16 protein-coding genes are annotated in these 15,882 nt (G+C 48.6%); 12 read left to right on the forward strand and 4 right to left on the reverse strand.

The annotated features are described in order from the left end of the window. Positions 1-94: 94 nt before the first annotated feature. The 10 genes from RS889_RS12520 to RS889_RS12565 all read left to right on the forward strand — a co-directional run bounded on the left by RS889_RS12520 (position 95) and on the right by RS889_RS12565 (position 10,311). A complete protein-coding gene (locus tag RS889_RS12520) occupies positions 95-1,264 on the forward strand; it encodes a phage tail sheath protein (RefSeq protein ID WP_021015754.1) in 1,170 nt (389 codons plus the stop codon). A 14-nt stretch (positions 1,265-1,278) separates the two neighbouring features. Beyond that, positions 1,279-1,800, forward strand: coding sequence for a phage major tail tube protein (locus RS889_RS12525; protein WP_290182699.1), 522 nt, complete (start codon positions 1,279-1,281; stop codon positions 1,798-1,800). A gap of 64 nt (positions 1,801-1,864) precedes the next feature. Continuing rightward, positions 1,865-2,155, forward strand: coding sequence for a phage tail assembly protein (locus RS889_RS12530; protein ID WP_315707497.1), 291 nt, complete (start codon positions 1,865-1,867; stop codon positions 2,153-2,155). A 32-nt stretch (positions 2,156-2,187) separates the two neighbouring features. After that, complete coding sequence (locus RS889_RS12535) at positions 2,188-2,307, forward strand: GpE family phage tail protein (RefSeq protein ID WP_071790860.1); 120 nt, start codon at positions 2,188-2,190, stop codon at positions 2,305-2,307. Next, on the forward strand, positions 2,300-4,603 hold the full coding sequence (locus tag RS889_RS12540; protein ID WP_315707498.1) for a phage tail tape measure protein: 2,304 nt from the start codon (positions 2,300-2,302) through the stop codon (positions 4,601-4,603). Before RS889_RS12535 ends, RS889_RS12540 begins: the two co-directional genes overlap by 8 nt. A gap of 13 nt (positions 4,604-4,616) precedes the next feature. Then, positions 4,617-5,111 (forward strand): phage tail protein, encoded by a 495-nt coding sequence (locus RS889_RS12545; RefSeq protein ID WP_315707499.1) that lies wholly within the window; start codon positions 4,617-4,619, stop codon positions 5,109-5,111. After that, positions 5,108-6,301, forward strand: a complete 1,194-nt coding sequence (locus RS889_RS12550) for a contractile injection system protein, VgrG/Pvc8 family (protein ID WP_315707500.1) — start codon at positions 5,108-5,110, stop codon at positions 6,299-6,301. Before RS889_RS12545 ends, RS889_RS12550 begins: the two co-directional genes overlap by 4 nt. A gap of 97 nt (positions 6,302-6,398) precedes the next feature. Then, entirely contained in the window at positions 6,399-6,614 is a 216-nt protein-coding gene (locus RS889_RS12555; RefSeq protein ID WP_021015748.1) for an ogr/Delta-like zinc finger family protein, read from the forward strand. 382 nt (positions 6,615-6,996) lie between these two features. Further along, positions 6,997-8,304 (forward strand): guanine deaminase, encoded by a 1,308-nt coding sequence (gene guaD, locus RS889_RS12560; RefSeq protein WP_315707501.1) that lies wholly within the window; start codon positions 6,997-6,999, stop codon positions 8,302-8,304. Between the two features lie 237 nt (positions 8,305-8,541). Further along, positions 8,542-10,311, forward strand: coding sequence for a sensor domain-containing diguanylate cyclase (locus RS889_RS12565; protein WP_315707502.1), 1,770 nt, complete (start codon positions 8,542-8,544; stop codon positions 10,309-10,311). 40 nt (positions 10,312-10,351) lie between these two features. On the opposite strand, the gene RS889_RS12570 is transcribed toward RS889_RS12565, so the two are convergent. Further along, the gene (locus RS889_RS12570; protein ID WP_315707503.1) at positions 10,352-11,005 is read right to left on the reverse strand and encodes a metallophosphoesterase; all 654 of its coding nucleotides are present in this window, start codon (positions 11,003-11,005) and stop codon (positions 10,352-10,354) included. A 371-nt stretch (positions 11,006-11,376) separates the two neighbouring features. On the opposite strand from RS889_RS12570, the gene RS889_RS12575 reads away from it, so the two are divergent. Both RS889_RS12575 and RS889_RS12580 read left to right on the forward strand, forming a co-directional pair. Next, on the forward strand, positions 11,377-11,781 hold the full coding sequence (locus RS889_RS12575; RefSeq protein WP_315707504.1) for a hypothetical protein: 405 nt from the start codon (positions 11,377-11,379) through the stop codon (positions 11,779-11,781). Between the two features lie 258 nt (positions 11,782-12,039). Then, positions 12,040-12,273: a hypothetical protein gene (locus RS889_RS12580; protein ID WP_021015743.1), complete on the forward strand. Its 234-nt coding sequence runs from the start codon at positions 12,040-12,042 to the stop codon at positions 12,271-12,273. 183 nt (positions 12,274-12,456) lie between these two features. On the opposite strand, the gene RS889_RS12585 is transcribed toward RS889_RS12580, so the two are convergent. From RS889_RS12585 to RS889_RS12595, 3 genes are read right to left on the reverse strand one after another with little or no spacing between them, the layout of a single operon-like run. Further along, positions 12,457-14,013: a 2-isopropylmalate synthase gene (locus RS889_RS12585; protein ID WP_315707505.1), complete on the reverse strand. Its 1,557-nt coding sequence runs from the start codon at positions 14,011-14,013 to the stop codon at positions 12,457-12,459. After that, entirely contained in the window at positions 14,010-15,284 is a 1,275-nt protein-coding gene (locus RS889_RS12590) for an MFS transporter (RefSeq protein ID WP_315707506.1), read from the reverse strand. The genes RS889_RS12585 and RS889_RS12590 overlap by 4 nt, the downstream gene beginning before the upstream one ends. Beyond that, positions 15,281-15,874 (reverse strand): cysteine hydrolase family protein, encoded by a 594-nt coding sequence (locus tag RS889_RS12595; protein WP_315707507.1) that lies wholly within the window; start codon positions 15,872-15,874, stop codon positions 15,281-15,283. Before RS889_RS12595 ends, RS889_RS12590 begins: the two co-directional genes overlap by 4 nt. Positions 15,875-15,882 lie beyond the last annotated feature (8 nt).

Raw genomic sequence — 15,882 nt, forward strand, 5'->3', positions numbered from 1 at the left:
ATTGTTGTGTCATCCCGTGCTAAACCTGGTTTTGATGCTCCTGCTTCACAAACGCGGCACCATTAGCTGCACCCCACAACAGGAGACATTCTGGATGAGTGATTTTCATCACGGCACGCAGGTCGTCGAAATCAACGACGGAACCCGCGTAATTTCCACCGTATCAACCGCGATTGTCGGCATGGTCTGTACCGGACCAGATGCTGATGTCACAACCTTTCCACTCGACACCCCGGTATTAATTACCGATGTCATCACTGCCGCAGGCAAAGCAGGTAAAACCGGGACACTGGCCGCTGCACTACAGGCGATTGGTGACCAGACCAAACCAGTTACCATCGTTGTCCGTGTTGCTGAAGGCGCCGATGAAGCCGGAACGGTATCCAATATCATTGGCGGTTCCACTGCCGATGGAAAATATACCGGGATGAAAGCCTTGCTGGATGCGCAGGCTGTCACTGGCGTGAAACCGCGCATTCTTGGCGTTCCTGGGCTGGATTCTCTGCCGGTCGCCACAGCACTGGCGTCAATATGCCAGTCACTGCGTGCTTTCGGCTACATCAGTGCGTATGGCTGTAAAACGCTGTCAGAAGCGATCAAGTATCGCGACAACTTTAGTCAGCGTGAACTGATGTTGATTTGGCCGGATTTCATCGCCTGGGATACCACGGCGAATGCCAGCGCCAATGCCTATGCCACCGCTCGTGCTCTGGGTCTGCGCGCCAAAATTGACCAGGATACCGGCTGGCACAAAACACTGTCTAACGTTGGCGTTAACGGCGTCACTGGCATTTCCGCCAGTGTGTACTGGGATCTGCAAACCATTGGTACCGATGCCGATCTGCTCAACGACGCTGGCGTTACTACGTTAGTGCGTAAAGACGGGTTCCGCTTCTGGGGTAACCGTACCTGTGCAGATGATCCATTGTTCTTGTTTGAAAACTACACCCGCACGGCGCAGGTTCTGGCTGACACCATGGGTGATGCGCATATGTGGGCCGTTGACAAACCGGTAACCGCTACACTTATCCGCGACATTATTGAAGGTATCAAAGCCAAGTTCCGCGAACTGAAATCCAACGGTTACATCATTGACGCCGACTGCTGGTTTGATGACAGCGCCAATGACGAAGCCACCCTGAAGGCGGGAAAACTGTACATCGACTATGAGTACACCCCTGTTCCGCCATTGGAAAATCTCACACTGCGCCAACGCATCACCGATAAATATCTGGTGAATCTGGCCGCATCCGTTAACAGCTAAGGAGCCACAGACACATGGCACTGCCACGTAAACTGAAATACCTCAACCTGTTTAATGACGGTTTGAGCTACATGGGACAGGTCAATTCCATCACCCTGCCGAAGCTGACTCGCAAACTGGAAAACTACCGCGGAGGCGGTATGCACGGCGCGGCATCAGTGGATTTTGGTCTGGATGATGACGCACTGGTACTGGAATGGTCTATGGGCGGTCTGCCCGACGAAACCTTCTGGAGCCAATATGCTCTGCCGGGCGCCGATGCGGTGCCGCTACGTTTCGCCGGCTCTTATCAGCGCGACGACACTGGCGACGTCACTGCTGTTGAAATCGTTATGCGCGGTCGTCATAAAGAGATCGATAGCGGCGCAAGTAAGCAAGGTGAAGAAACCGAGGTAAAAATCTCCACCCAGTGCACGTATTACAAACTGACCATCGGCGGCAAAGAGATGATCGAAATCGACACCATCAACATGATTGAACGTGTCAATAGTGAGGATCGTCTGGAGCAACACCGTCGTGGTATCGGCCTGGCCTGATACATCACTCTAATCTGACCAGCTTCGGCTGGTCATCCTTTTGACCTTTTTTGAGATACTTATCATGACGGCTGAAACAACAGTACAAGACAATGTAGTTATCCTGAACACTCCTATCAAACGCGGCGAGATACTGATTGAATCCGTCACACTGATTAAGCCTACCACTGGCACGCTGCGCGGTATCGGCCTGGCTGCGCTAGCCAATGCCGATGTGGAAGCGTTAATTAAAGTACTACCCCGTATGACCTACCCTTCTTTGACGGAAGCTGACGTGATCGCACTGGAACTGCCAGATCTGATCGTACTGGCGGGCAAGGTGATCGGTTTTTTGTCGCCGAGCTTGGCACACTAACGCTGCCTTCCAGCCTGACGGTTGACGATTTGATGGCCGACATTGCAGTCGTTTTTCATTGGCCGCCATCAGAGCTTTACCCCATGAGCCTGGCTGAGCTTGTTCACTGGCGTGCCAAGGCGTTACAACGAAATGGACAACCCAATGAATAGTTCCCCTCAGCTGCGAGCATTTGCACTTGCCACTACTCAGGCGTCATACCGCCTTTATGACGCCGAGCAAGGCATTAAGTCGGTCAATGATAGTCTGGACACTATCCAGGCGAATTTTAAAAAACTGACCGAACTGGCCGATTTAGTCTCTCAGGGCAGCACGCATGTTATTGATCTCATCAATGATGGTAAAACGGCAAGAAGCCTGAAAGATCGGGTAAAGGCGCTTAAAGCGCCTTTTATTCCCACGGTTGCACAACGTAAAACACAAAACACCGCCACTGACAGCACTGAGCCATTAAAAAATGTAGATAATTCAGAGTCATCCAACAAAAACAGAAGCATTGAACAGAAAAACCGCCCCCAAAAAGTCAATGCAAAATCAAAACCGCGTCGCAATAAAAAACAGAAGCTGAAAACGGGAAATCGCCCGCAAGGTAACATCACCCGTCATCCTCAGACACAACCCGAAAATACGACTGGCAGCACTCCCCACACGGAAAAAAACAGCGTGGGAAAAGGACAGAAACTGATTGCCAGGGTCAGGAAAGGGGCAGGAACCGCCAAGGTATTTGCGCAGAAAAGCGCCGCTCTGGCACAAGCATTCGGTGAAAAAAGTGCGGAATTTCTTAAACCAGGCTATGACTTCTCCCAGAAAAACGCTGAATTACAGGCTAGCCTGGGCCTGAATTCAAACTCGACCGATGCCAGCAGACTTAAAGATCAAGCACGCCACATTGCTGACACCACCCCGCTTTCGCCTGCTGAGGCAACAGATGCACAGCTGACCATCAAAAAACTGGGCGGCAATAAAGATACCATACTGGCAGCAGCGCCAACGACAGTTGCCATGTCTCAGACTAATGGCGGAAGTATTGAAGATAATGCGGCGATGTTGCTTAAAACACGTGATGCATTTGGACTCGCCAGCAGTGCATTACCTCACTTGGGCGATGTCATTACCACCACACTTCAACAAAGCGAAACGACTTTCGACGGATTCAAAACCGCAATAGACACAGTCGCGCCGGTCGCCAAATCGGCCGGTATGAGTGTAGAAGAAACCAGTGTAATGCTCGGTGCTCTGGCACATGCAGGCATTACAGGAAGCGAGGCGGGAAATGGCAGTCTGGCAGTACTGGAGAGTTTAAAAAATCCGACAGAGGTGGCTCAACAAGCGCTGGGACAATTAGGTGTAACTACCGTTGATGCTAGCGGGCAGGCCAAATCTTTATTTGCCGTACTGGATGAATTGCATTCCAGTTTTAAACGCCAAAACATCGATGCTTCACAGCGTAACCAATACATGAATACCCTATTTGGTCCGCAGGGAGCCACTTCCGCTAACGCCTTAATGACCCAGTCGCAAAACGGCACGGTTTCACAACTGACCGATAATATCAGCAACGCAGACGGCAGTGCTAACACGGCGTTATCCGTACGACAGAACAGCCTGTCCGGCGATATCAGTGCGCTTCAGTCAAGCTGGGAAGGACTCAGAACCGACATTTTCACCCAGCAAGATGGAGCAATTCGTGATTTGACTCAATCAGCAACTCACTATCTGTCTCTACTCGACCAGTGGATCCAAAAGAACCCCGCCGTTGCCAGCACAATCGGCAATATTCTGGCTGCCGCAGAAACATTCGCTTCTGTCGTCGCAACCATTGGTTCGGTAGCGCAGACAGTGATTAGTGCCATCGATGGCATTATGTCAGCAGGCAAATTAATCGGGCCGCTGTTTATCACAGTTTTTCGTCTGGTTGGATCACTACTGAGCCTATTGATGACACCAGTAGGACTTATCGCCCTCGGTGTCGCTGCTGTTGTTGGTGGAGGATATGCCTTATGGAAATTCTTTAGTGGCAACGATGATGCGAAGAAGAAGCTAAATGAAGCCCAGGATCGCATGAGTAGCAACAGTGAAAATCCGCTTTTAGCGGAGTCCGCAAATAAATATCTCAGTGAACACAACAACGCCAAAGAAACGCTGAATCTGCCACAAAGCAACCCCATTACCGATGCGCAATCCGCTGTATCGTCCGGGAATGTGAGTGCCGACGCGGGGAATACGCTGGGCAACGCGACAGAAAACCGCAATTACACCGCGCTGGCACCCGTGAATAACAGAAGCTATACCGACAGCAGTGTCATCAATAACAACGTACAGGTAACCGTGCCGGAAGGTTCCTATCGCGAGCAGATAAAACAGTACATCGACGACGCGCTGAATAAACAAGCTCAGGAACATCAGAATCGCCAGTTGAATTATATGACCGCCGACGCCCTTAATTAAGGAATTATTGCTCATGATGTTAACCCTAGGACTATTTGTTTTTCACCTCCGGACCCTGCCCTATTCGACCTTGAAGCGAGATGTGAGTTATCGCTGGAAAGGAAACGAACGAATTGGATTACGTAATGCTTATCAATATCTTGGGAAAGGGGATGAATCGATAACTCTTGCCGGCACGTTAATGCCCGAGGTTTCTGGCATTACCAGCAGATTATCGATGGCAGCCTTGGAATATATGGCGGCGTCAGGTCGGTCCTGGCCGCTGATTGAAGGGAGCGGCACCATTTACGGCATGTTTGTCGTCGAAAGCTTTAACTATACCGGCTCTCAACTATTTTCAAACGGCAGTGCCCGCAGCATCGCATTCACCCTGACGCTCAAGCGTATTGATGAATCACTCATTTCAACATTTGGCGATCTTTACGACCAGGCAACACAGTTATACAACGACAAGGTCGCTCCCGCATTGTCTGAGGCGACGAGTGCTATTGGAGGATTGCTGTCGTGATTACCAATAATCGCATTGATATTGGCGCCCAAATGGCGCCAGATTTTCTGATCACGTTGATAAAAAACGAGACTGCCGCTTCATCGAGTACAACCGGGTCGCAACAGAACACCGTCAACATCAGCCAGCGTCTAATCTCAATGAGTCTCGAAGATAATATTGGTTTTGCGTCAGATAGCCTGACAATAACCCTGGATGACAGCGACGGACAGTTACAGATGCCGCAGCGTGGAGAAAAAATAGCCGTCAGTATTGGCTGGAAAGGTCAATGGCTAACGCGGAAAGGGAGTTATATCGTCGATCAAATCACTTATACCGGTGCCACAGATAAGATCACGGTGGTGGCCCGCAGCGTGGATTTTCGTGGCACGTTTAATAGCCCGCGTAGTGATTCCTATCACGCGACGACACTTGGCGATATTGCCAAAACCATTGCTGAACGCAATGAACTAAGTGTTGCGATCGACACGTCATTGTCCCTGAAAACCATCGAGCATGTTGACCAATCAAACGAATCGGATGTGAAATTCATCAGCCGGATAGCCCGTCAATATGGCGCCACGGTGACCCTTAAAAACGATGTGCTGATTCTGTTTATCGCTGGTTACGGGAAATCGATCAGCGGTAAGTCACTGGCCACCGGATTGATTGAGCGCCGTGATGGCGATTCGCATAAATTCTCTATTGTGGACCGGGAATCGAAACCGGTGGTGATAGCAAAATGGCACAACTACAGAGATGCAAAAACACATTTTGTGAAGATTTCAACCAGGGAAGTTCAAACGACTGACTCCAGCATTACACATCCCAAGGCACAATCAACGACCGCCACGCAACAAACATCGGGGAACTCGCTATCCGGCGATCAACAAAACACCATCACGCTGCCAAAAAGTTATGCAAACAAAGACGACGCCACGCAGTCAGCTGTTAGCAAGTGGGCACAGCTTCAACGCGAAAGCGTTCAATTCACGCTTAGGCTTGCCAAAGGGATGGAAAAACTGATCCCCGGCATGTTAGTGAATATCAAGGGGTTCAAGCAAATCATTGATGATAGGCTCTGGAATATCAAAAAGTTGACGCACACTATTTCCAGCACGGGTTTTGTCACCGAAATGGAACTGGATGTGATGATGCTCGACCTGGAATACGATATTGAGTACGGCATTGAGAATGAAAAAAAATTGTAGGTTTATTTTGCAAACTTTAAGTTTGCAAATTCGAATTTGGTGCTACAATGAACCTGTAACGTACTTGATTAACCCGAACATATAAGGTGATTTCAAAATGATGCATTGTCCATTGTGCCGCCACGCCGCCCATGCCCGCTCCAGTCGCTATCTTTCAGAAAATACGAAAGAACGTTATCACCAGTGTACTAATGTGAATTGCGGCCATACATTCGTGACGATGGAAGCGGTTACGCGTTCCATTATGGTTCCGGGAAAAACCGAACCCGTTGAAGAACAGCGCAGCGATAAATCCAATACTCTCAGTGTCTGAGTTTCTTTAGTCTCCTCTCCTTCTCTGTCCGTCTTCCCCACCGCCCGGTGGGGCTTTTTGATCATATCAACGCGCGCGTAATCCTTGACTGCCCCTCGTGATACCACCAGTTACATTAAAAAAACTTATTATTGACGCACAATCACCTGTGCTTTTAATATCAGTTTGCTTTTACTGATTTTCAGTCACTTGCCGTGCCAACACGTTCGGATAAACCGTTGAGCGCGGTAAGCAGATGAACCTTCATGACGATGGTGTTACTTCCCGCCTGCACTATCAAAAATCAGACTTTATTTCCATTTCATAAACTCTGATGTCAGGATTGATTTTTATGGACAAATTTCTTCGTTACACACTTGTAATTCTATTTATGGGGATATGCATGACTGCTGAGGCCGACACCCAGGCATACCGTGCCAGCGTGTTATATTTTGTCGCCGACCCGCAGCACGATGCACAGGCGACTCATTTCCTTGAAGATGGTTTACTGGTTATCCGCGACGGTAAAGTCGTTGAAGCCATTGATTACACCAGCGTACCGACTGCTCGCCTGAAGAGACTTCCCATCACCGATTATCGCGGCAAACTACTCTTGCCCGGATTCATTGATACGCATATCCATTTTCCACAAACAGAAATGATTGCGTCTTATGGTGAACAATTGCTGGCGTGGCTCAATACCTATACTTTCCCTACCGAACGCAAGTTTGCTAACGCAGACTATGCCCGGCAGCGTGCTGATTTTTTTATTCAGGAGCTCCTGCGTAACGGCACCACCACCGCGATGGTGTTCGCCACGGTATATCCACAATCGGTTGATGCTCTGTTCAACGCGGCGGCCCAAAAAAATATGCGGCTGATTACAGGTAAAGTGATGATGGACCGCAACGCGCCCGATTATTTGCGCGATACGACGCAGCAAAGCTATGAGGACAGTAAGGCGCTGATCAAAAAATGGCATCACCATGGGCGGCTGCTGTATGCGGTGACGCCACGCTTCGCGCCCACATCAACGCCGGAGCAGTTGGCGCTGGCGGGTCGGCTGCTTAAAGAATTCCCGGATGTCTATTTGCAAACGCATCTTAGCGAAAACAAAAATGAAATTGCCTGGGTAGAATCGCTGTTTCCAGAAAGAAAAAATTATCTGGATGTCTATGCACACTATGGTCTGACCGGGTCTCATTCCGTATTTGCACATGCAGTTCATCTGGATAGCGATGAAATCCATACGCTATCTGCCAGTCACTCTGCCGTAGCATTTTGCCCAACCTCAAATCTGTTTCTGGGCAGTGGTCTGTTCCGGCTGCGTCCGCTGAAAAACGCCGGTATCCGCGTCGGTATGGGAACCGATGTCGGCGCAGGAACCAGTTTTTCACTGTTGCAGACACTGAATGAAGGCTACAAAGTGCAGCAATTACAAGGCGAAAAACTGTCAGCGCGCGAAGGGTTATATCAGGCGACATTGGGTGGTGCCACGGCATTATCGCTGGATGATAAAATAGGGAATTTCTTACCCGGTAAAGAAGCGGATTTTGTGGTATTGGACTGGGCCGCCACACCGTTACAACAGTTGCGGCAGAGTCAGGCCCACTCGCTGGATGAAAAGCTATTTGCCTTGATGATGCAAGGTGATGATCGCAACATTCTGGCGACCTATGTCAACGGCACTCGCGTCTACTCGCGCTTATAGAGCGAAAAACCGGGTACGGCGGGTACCCGGTTTTTCTACGATCCCCGGCAAGCTGTCGTTACAGCCATTTAGCAGCGTAAATTCCTGGTAATCCGCCCTGCCACCGCTTTCCTGCATCTAAAGATATAGTCGTTATAATTATGTCATCACTATCGCATGGCTGGCTATCCCATGCTTTTCAACTCCACAGGAAGGAGAATTAACAATCCACAACAACTCAATATATAAGGCATAAACATGACGCCTCTTGGACCTGACAGTACTGAGGAACATCGGAGCACTCTTCTGCGAATGATGAATATTCTTGATGCGCAACCGATCGAAGAAATGGAACACATCACGCGCATTGCCCAGTCCTTTTTTCAGGTCAGTAATATAGTAATTTCGTTGCTGGATACTAAACGGCAGTGGTTTTTACCGCGCCAGAATCCGCCCAGGTCGGAGACACCGCTGATTGCCAACGATTCACATGAAAACGCGCATTTTTACAACGATCCGACAGTGACCGATGAAAAACACATCCAGTTTCATGCCTGCTATCCCTTGTGCTCTGTTCACGGTATCTCGTTAGGCACACTCTGTTTGTATCACAATAAATCGAGAGCATTTACCACTACACAACTTGAGCAGTTAGGTGACCTGGCATATATGATACAAACCTGCCTGCAGAAAATGGAGATAGAAGCCGAGTCAGCAATCACACATGATATGCTGCGCAAAACCAACTATATCAACACGCAGATTTTCTCACGGGCCGCCATCGGACTGGTGCTGATGTCACTGGACAAGCGACCTTTAAAAGTTAATCCGGCCATATGTACCATGCTGGGTTATAGCGAAAAGCAGTTATTAAACACAGCGATGAAAGATATTACTTTCCAGGATGATTTACCGATATCAAATGCGTTGTATGACCAAATACTGCGGGATAATGAGCATTATGGGGTGATCCAGAAACGGTATATCACCGCTGATGGCTCTCTGTTATGGGCAATGGTATCAATTTCCATGTTGTACAACCCGGATGGTAACCAATATGGGCTACTGCTGGCGATCAGTGATATCAGCGAGCAAAAAGGCGCGGAATCAGCACTCATCACCTTAAGTCATGACCTGGAACAGCGCGTTGAACAACGCACCCAGGAACTGCAACGCAGTCACAACTTTATTCAGGATATTACCGACCATATTCCGGCGATGATCTCCTGCATTAGCCCAGACAATACCTTTACCTTTGCTAACCGCCATCTGCGTTCACTATTGGGATACAGTGACAATAGTTTTTATCATCTGGATATCCGCGGTATTATACATCCGGATATCGTAAATCTCTTTATCAGGAAACTGGAAGAGTCACGTCAGCAACACAAACCGATATTTTTTGACCATTCCATTGATATTCCTCCGAAAAAGAAAATCACGCTCCATACTGAAATGGTCCCGGCCGAATCGCCGGAAAATGGTACTTACGTGCTTTCCACAGATATCACTAAACTGACATCACTGCGCGATCAGCTTGAGTTTGAAGCCAATCACGACCACCTGACCGGGCTACCCAATCGACGAGCGATAATCGCCTATCTGACCCATCTCGCCGGGAAACAACGCCACAGAGGTTTGGCTCTGCTGTTTTTCGATATTGATAACCTCAAATATTATAATGACCACTACGATCATGATTTTGGTGATCGGGTTATCAAGGCTTTTGCCCGTATTCTACGCAAACACACCCGTTCCGATGATCTGATTGGTCGATTATCCGGTGACGAATTTGTAATGATCGTCCATGAGAAAAAGAATCTGATTAAAGAGGTGGATGCCATTAGCAGGAAACTGAAGTTCTATATTGAAAGGCCCATACGGATCAAAGGGGAAACCCTGTCTTTGTCAGCCAGTATGGGAAATACCCTGTTGAGCAAAGATGTCAAATTAGATGTAAGTGAATTTATTCGTCAGGCTGATGCCGCGATGTATCAGGTTAAACGGAATAGAAGCCGGAAGGTCTGAACAAAACGGTGTCATTCTCACCAAAAGTTTACTGCTGGCTTCATTGAAGCTGAATCAGGGTTAATTTTTGGGAAAAAAACGCCCCGGTGTCGATGTAATACTGATTCCAGCAGGTTTCAGGTTTATTGGTCGGCGTGTGGCCGAAAATGAACAAATCGGCCCCGGTTATCGGACCGCCAATCTTGTTCATCGCGTTACTGATACGCTTCCTGTTCCAGAGAACCTGGTTCAGATCAATAGTTTGTTCAAACGCATAGACGTCCGACGGATAATCCGCGTGGGCGATCACCGTCACGCTTCCCCCCGTATTAACCTCGATGACATAGGGTAATTGAGCCGCGTTCACCAGCAACGCGTTGACCAATAGCGCCTGATTATGCTCAAGACGAAAATACCAGCCACCCCCGTTATACACCCAGTTGGTGATGTTCCCGTCGTCGCGCAGACTGTCGATCGCCATTTGCTCATGATTGCCTCGCACAGCCCTGAACCATTTCTGATTAATCAGTTCAAGGCATTCAACACTCTGAGGACCGCGGTCTATCAGGTCACCAACCGAAATCAGCAAGTCCTGTCCGGTGTCGAAGCCAACATCATCAAGTTTGCTCAGCAGCAACTGGTAGCAACCATGCAAATCACCTACAACATAGATGTGCGACCACGCTGAACCATCAATTCGTTGATAGATATCCATTGCCGTTGCCCCGCAAAAACAGAGTGATAGTCGCTTGGGTTACCATGATTATAATCACGTCAGCGGCGAACGCGCCCAGTTTCCCGATAAAAAAGTGAATAGCAGTGAAGTGTCATCCTTATATTCTATCGTTTTACACAGCACCACGAACAAATAGTGATTTTGACCCATTCAATATTGTTATCTACAGTTAAAGCGTTAGCTATATATACCCGATAGAATTCAATATGCAGGAAAGTGACACGCCTATAGGTACTGTCGTACTTACCCAAGTAAGTGATTCAGATAAATAATGGCACTGACATATTTGCAATTTAAAAAATATCGGGTGTCTCACTTAATGTAATATTCACGATACAGGAACAAATATAATGCAGCGAGAAATCACTCCGCGGTGTTGCGGTTTTGCTACCACTTCAGCGTTACTCGTGTTACTCGTCACCTCCGCTAGTGCGTTAGCCGCTAATATCAGCGGCACACTCACCAATTACAAGGGCAGAGGTACGAACTTTACTTATGTCGAACAAAGGTACGGTGGTGCTGGTGCGGGTCCTCGTGGTATCCGCATTATGTCGGGCACCCGTGACCAGACGTATAAATTCAACCCTAATCCGCATGATGATCGCTGGTATAACAAGAATCAGACGGCATTCTACAGGCAGGCTGCCGAAGCACTGGCCGACGCCTACCTGGCCAAGACGACCAATCCCATGTTCCCAAGATATGGTTTTAAATCCACCATTGGTAACGTTGAGTATACTTATAATCAGCCATAATGTGGCTGGTAGCACAGCGACGGACTCGACGATTTATCATGATAATCGTCTGTCCATTCAGAGAATGGATTCTAATGATATTGTCGATGGCCTGTAAATATTGAGCATTTATTTCAGGCCAGATAAAAACACCATACATTCACGCCGCGATATTAAATATCACCCGTATTGAAAGTACATTTCGTTTTAATAGACGCTATTCAGATAATGCAATCCGTATCATGTTATACTGTACATCCTTCTGTTGAGTACCCATTCATGAAATCAGATGACACGCTAGACTGGTATCCAGCCCAGCTCCCTCCCGTTAAAATCATATTAGGCAATGCGGTGCTTGAGGTTTCAAAACTCGGTCGCCCCATTAATACCAGAACGTTGCTTGAGTTTCTTCAGGTAACTCAGGAAAAACAAAAACGGCGTGATGACAAAATCGCCATGCAAACAGCCATTGATGTACTTAGAGATAATCAGAGAATACATGGACGAATTTAATGATTAAAAACCGTCGCCACCGCCCTCAAGACCGACGCCGCGGCGGCCTATTTTTGCGGTCCGTTATTCTGGCCATTTGCAGTCGGTTGAAATTGAAATAAGGAAGGCCCGCTAATGGACCTTCCTCTTCAGGAGTTACTTTTTATATTGGCAGGCACTCTGCTTTACTAAATATTTGCATCTTCACAGACAACGGTCTGTCTGGTTTTCTGTTACGGCTGGCAGTGACATAACCAGTTGAAACCAAGCCTTATTCCGGCTTTCAGCTTCGCTATGCCCCAGTCCAACCCCGAAGACAAAATCATTTTGCCATGTTGCCCAGACGTAACTCATAATCTGCGAATCCCTGGTCCGGTGGCTATCCCATTGTGGTTGCAAATTATATTGAGTGGCATCTGGTCGTTCGTCATCATGGCTGAATTTCTTGGCCTCAACGTCGAAGAAAGCCAGAAACTGGCGATATAAAAACTCGTGCCCCAGTTCCTTATTACAGATATCAGCCATCACCTGGATATGCTGTTGAAAACGAATTAACAGCGGACGGGGTGGACGAATACCGTAATAATAATCCAGTAAATACCCCAGCCCCCCTTTACCCGACTGTCCATTAATCCTGATGATCCCTTCGTAATTACGTCCTATATCATGTGGATCAAGCGGTAAATAAGGTACATCCCAGTATGTCCGATATTTTTGTAACTCCAGAGATTTACGGATTGCATCCTGATGCGAGCCAGAGAATGCTGTGAATACCAGACTACCGGCATAAGGGTGGCGAGCCGGTACAGCCATACCGGTGGAGGATTCATAAATATTCACCACTTTAGGTAGGGAGCGGAAATCGATCATGGGATCAATGCCCTGGACGAGCATATTAAGTCCAAGCGTCACCAGGTCGACATTACCGGTTCGTTCTCCGTTGCCAAACAGCGTTCCTTCGACACGTTCGGCACCGGCGAGCATGGCCATCTCCGCTGCTGCAACCGCACATCCACGATCGTTATGCGGGTGGATACAGAGGGTCACTTTATCCCGGTGATGCAATTGCCCAGATATCCACTCTATTTGATCTGCATAGACATTGGGTGTACTCAGTTCAACGGTCGCAGGGAGGTTGATGATAATATTGCGTCCCGTTTCGCCAACCCACAGATCGATAACCGCATTGCAGATTTCCACTGCAAAATCCATTTCGGTAGCAGTAAAACTTTCCGGCGAATATTGCAGAATCCAGCGTTGCTCAATGGGTTCCATTGCAGCCATCAGCCAACGGATGCCCTGCAATGCCAGTTCTGTCACCTGCGTACAGGAAAGATTAAAAACCTGCTCCCGCTGTTGTGGTGAGGTGGAGTTATAGAGATGAATGACCGCCTCTGGCACGCCGCGTAATGATGCTACGGTTTCAGCAATCAGACTTTCCCTTGCCTGTGTCAATACCTGTATCCGCACATCATCAGGAATCAACTGCTTATCAATTAATGCACGAACAAATTGATAGTCAGTTTCGGAGGCCGCGGGAAAACCCACCTCGATCTCCTTGTATCCCATTGCAATCAGTTGATGGTAAAGCGCCAGCTTCTGTTGCATTTGCATAGGCTCGGGTAATGCCTGATTACCATCACGCAAGTCAACGCTACACCAACGGGGGGCTTGCTTTAACATTCTGTCCGGCCACTGCCGTTCCGGCCAGCTAAATGGTGTTGAATGACGGTACTTCACACCAGAGAGTTGTGCTGTCATACCGTTTCCCTCGATGTTGTGACGTCCACTTTCGGAAAGAAAATCAGTGCAATAACGGCACACAATGCCGATGCCAGCCAGACGCTACTCCAGCTCATTGAGGTTTGTAGCCAGGGAATGGCAATTGGCGTGATAAACATCACCACAAAAACACTGGTATTTCCCATTGCCAGTGCGGTTCCTGCCCTCTTTGCCCCGGCCATTGAAGCAAGTTCCGTATATGCCACACCATGCCATGCTGAAACCACCATGCCAGACAGAATAAACAGGCCGACCAACAGTAAAACTATTTCCCGCGTGTGCGATAACGTTGGCCATAACCACACCAGTACACTCAATAGAACAAAGGAGAGGATGCTTAACAGCGTACAGCCACGAAGATAACCTTTGCGGTTTTTCTTCTTGTCGGTCCAGCGCCCGCTCCAGATACGCAGTACCATGGCACCGATCTGAATCACCGCAAGGCAGACGGAAACCACGACCACATCAATATGTGCAAAGTCATGCAGAAATACGGAACCGAACGTCAGTAGCGCAAACTGTGGGCCGCATAAAATGCCAATTGCCAGCACGATCTTCCAGATCGCCGGGTCATGCAATGGCCCTTTGCCGGTTATGGGGGCGGCAACGGCTGTCACATGTCTTTTTTCTCTTGCAAGATCAGGTTCGTGCAACCAGAGCCAGGCATAGTATCCGGCGACAACACACAGCAACGCGGAAACGATAAATAGAACGACAAACCCATAACGTGCTGCCAGCCAGGGCAGCAAAAGCGCTCCCAACCCATACCCCATAGGAACCGCCGTCTGGCGGATACTCATCGCCAGACCCCGTTCCCCTTCCTGAAACCAGGCCATGATCGCCCTACCACTGGAGCCATTGACACTACTTCCCAGCAACCCGATACCCAGAACGCCGGCAATCAACAGCCAATAGGCTGGCACAAAACCGTTATGCGGCGCCGCAAATGCCGCCATCAACAACAACATGGCACCGGTGCTTAACAGCCCGGTAATCAAAACCGGCCGATCACCCCACCGGTCTGTCATTAACCCCCAGGGCAGCTCACTGATAGCGATCCCAAGCCCCAGCATCCCGAGGACAAACCCCAACTCAGCATTAGTAATATGGTAATCGGCCCGCATAAAAACAGCCGTCGCAGGCAATCCGCCGACGACCATAGAGAAGCATGCATTGGCGGCCACACCAATACTTAGTACTTTCCAGCGATGGCGTACACCACGCAGTGTTGTTGTCACAGTATCAGTCATTGGATTGCCTCCGGTGATTTTTTCGGTGCTGTAATAAGCGAGAGTTCTGCCGTTGTAGACAAGGTTGCTATGCTGCTGATAACTTCCAGGCCAGCCTGATGTTTCACTTCACTGATTGCGGATACGGCATCCTTCAGCACTATGATGTTAAAACCACGATCATGAGCACTCATCGCCGTTGCCAGAACAACAAATTCGGTTGATATGCCAGCAAGGATCAGGGTATCTACGCCCATACTTCGCAGCGTTAGCTCCAGGTTAGTTTGGTAAAATGGATCAACGCGGTGTTTGCGAATAACGTTCTCTTTAGAAAGTGGCGCTAACTCGGCGATAATATCTGTCGACCACGTATTGAAGCACAGCAGGTGATTGTGGCGTGCTATGTCAAATATTTCAGATCCGACCGGACATTCGACATAGTTTTCAGAAAACCCGACCACCACATGCAATACAGGAATTTGGCTGGCGCGAGCAAGTTCAAGCGCCTGGGCTGCATGTTTCACCACATCATTTTCTTTGGCCTGCTGAAAATAGCCCATCTGTGCGTATACACCATGGGGGTGGACAATTTCATTGAGAAAATCCAACATCAGTAACG

This window comes from Brenneria uluponensis, assembly GCF_032395385.1.
GTDB lineage: Bacteria > Pseudomonadota > Gammaproteobacteria > Enterobacterales > Enterobacteriaceae > Prodigiosinella > Prodigiosinella aquatilis.

What these genes read in the sequence shown, in the direction of transcription:
- RS889_RS12520 (WP_021015754.1), top strand. Translation starts at nt 95, where the DNA reads ATGAGTGATTTTCATCACGGCACGCAGGTCGTCGAAATCAACGACGGA.
- RS889_RS12525 (WP_290182699.1), top strand. Translation starts at nt 1,279, where the DNA reads ATGGCACTGCCACGTAAACTGAAATACCTCAACCTGTTTAATGACGGT.
- RS889_RS12530 (WP_315707497.1), top strand. Translation starts at nt 1,865, where the DNA reads ATGACGGCTGAAACAACAGTACAAGACAATGTAGTTATCCTGAACACT.
- RS889_RS12535 (WP_071790860.1), top strand. Translation starts at nt 2,188, where the DNA reads ATGGCCGACATTGCAGTCGTTTTTCATTGGCCGCCATCAGAGCTTTAC.
- RS889_RS12540 (WP_315707498.1), top strand. Translation starts at nt 2,300, where the DNA reads ATGAATAGTTCCCCTCAGCTGCGAGCATTTGCACTTGCCACTACTCAG.
- RS889_RS12545 (WP_315707499.1), top strand. Translation starts at nt 4,617, where the DNA reads ATGATGTTAACCCTAGGACTATTTGTTTTTCACCTCCGGACCCTGCCC.
- RS889_RS12555 (WP_021015748.1), top strand. Translation starts at nt 6,399, where the DNA reads ATGATGCATTGTCCATTGTGCCGCCACGCCGCCCATGCCCGCTCCAGT.
- guaD (WP_315707501.1), top strand. Translation starts at nt 6,997, where the DNA reads ATGACTGCTGAGGCCGACACCCAGGCATACCGTGCCAGCGTGTTATAT.
- RS889_RS12565 (WP_315707502.1), top strand. Translation starts at nt 8,542, where the DNA reads ATGACGCCTCTTGGACCTGACAGTACTGAGGAACATCGGAGCACTCTT.
- RS889_RS12570 (WP_315707503.1), bottom strand. Translation starts at nt 11,005, where the DNA reads ATGGATATCTATCAACGAATTGATGGTTCAGCGTGGTCGCACATCTAT.
- RS889_RS12575 (WP_315707504.1), top strand. Translation starts at nt 11,377, where the DNA reads ATGCAGCGAGAAATCACTCCGCGGTGTTGCGGTTTTGCTACCACTTCA.
- RS889_RS12580 (WP_021015743.1), top strand. Translation starts at nt 12,040, where the DNA reads ATGAAATCAGATGACACGCTAGACTGGTATCCAGCCCAGCTCCCTCCC.
- RS889_RS12585 (WP_315707505.1), bottom strand. Translation starts at nt 14,013, where the DNA reads ATGACAGCACAACTCTCTGGTGTGAAGTACCGTCATTCAACACCATTT.
- RS889_RS12590 (WP_315707506.1), bottom strand. Translation starts at nt 15,284, where the DNA reads ATGACTGATACTGTGACAACAACACTGCGTGGTGTACGCCATCGCTGG.
- RS889_RS12595 (WP_315707507.1), bottom strand. Translation starts at nt 15,874, where the DNA reads ATGTTGGATTTTCTCAATGAAATTGTCCACCCCCATGGTGTATACGCA.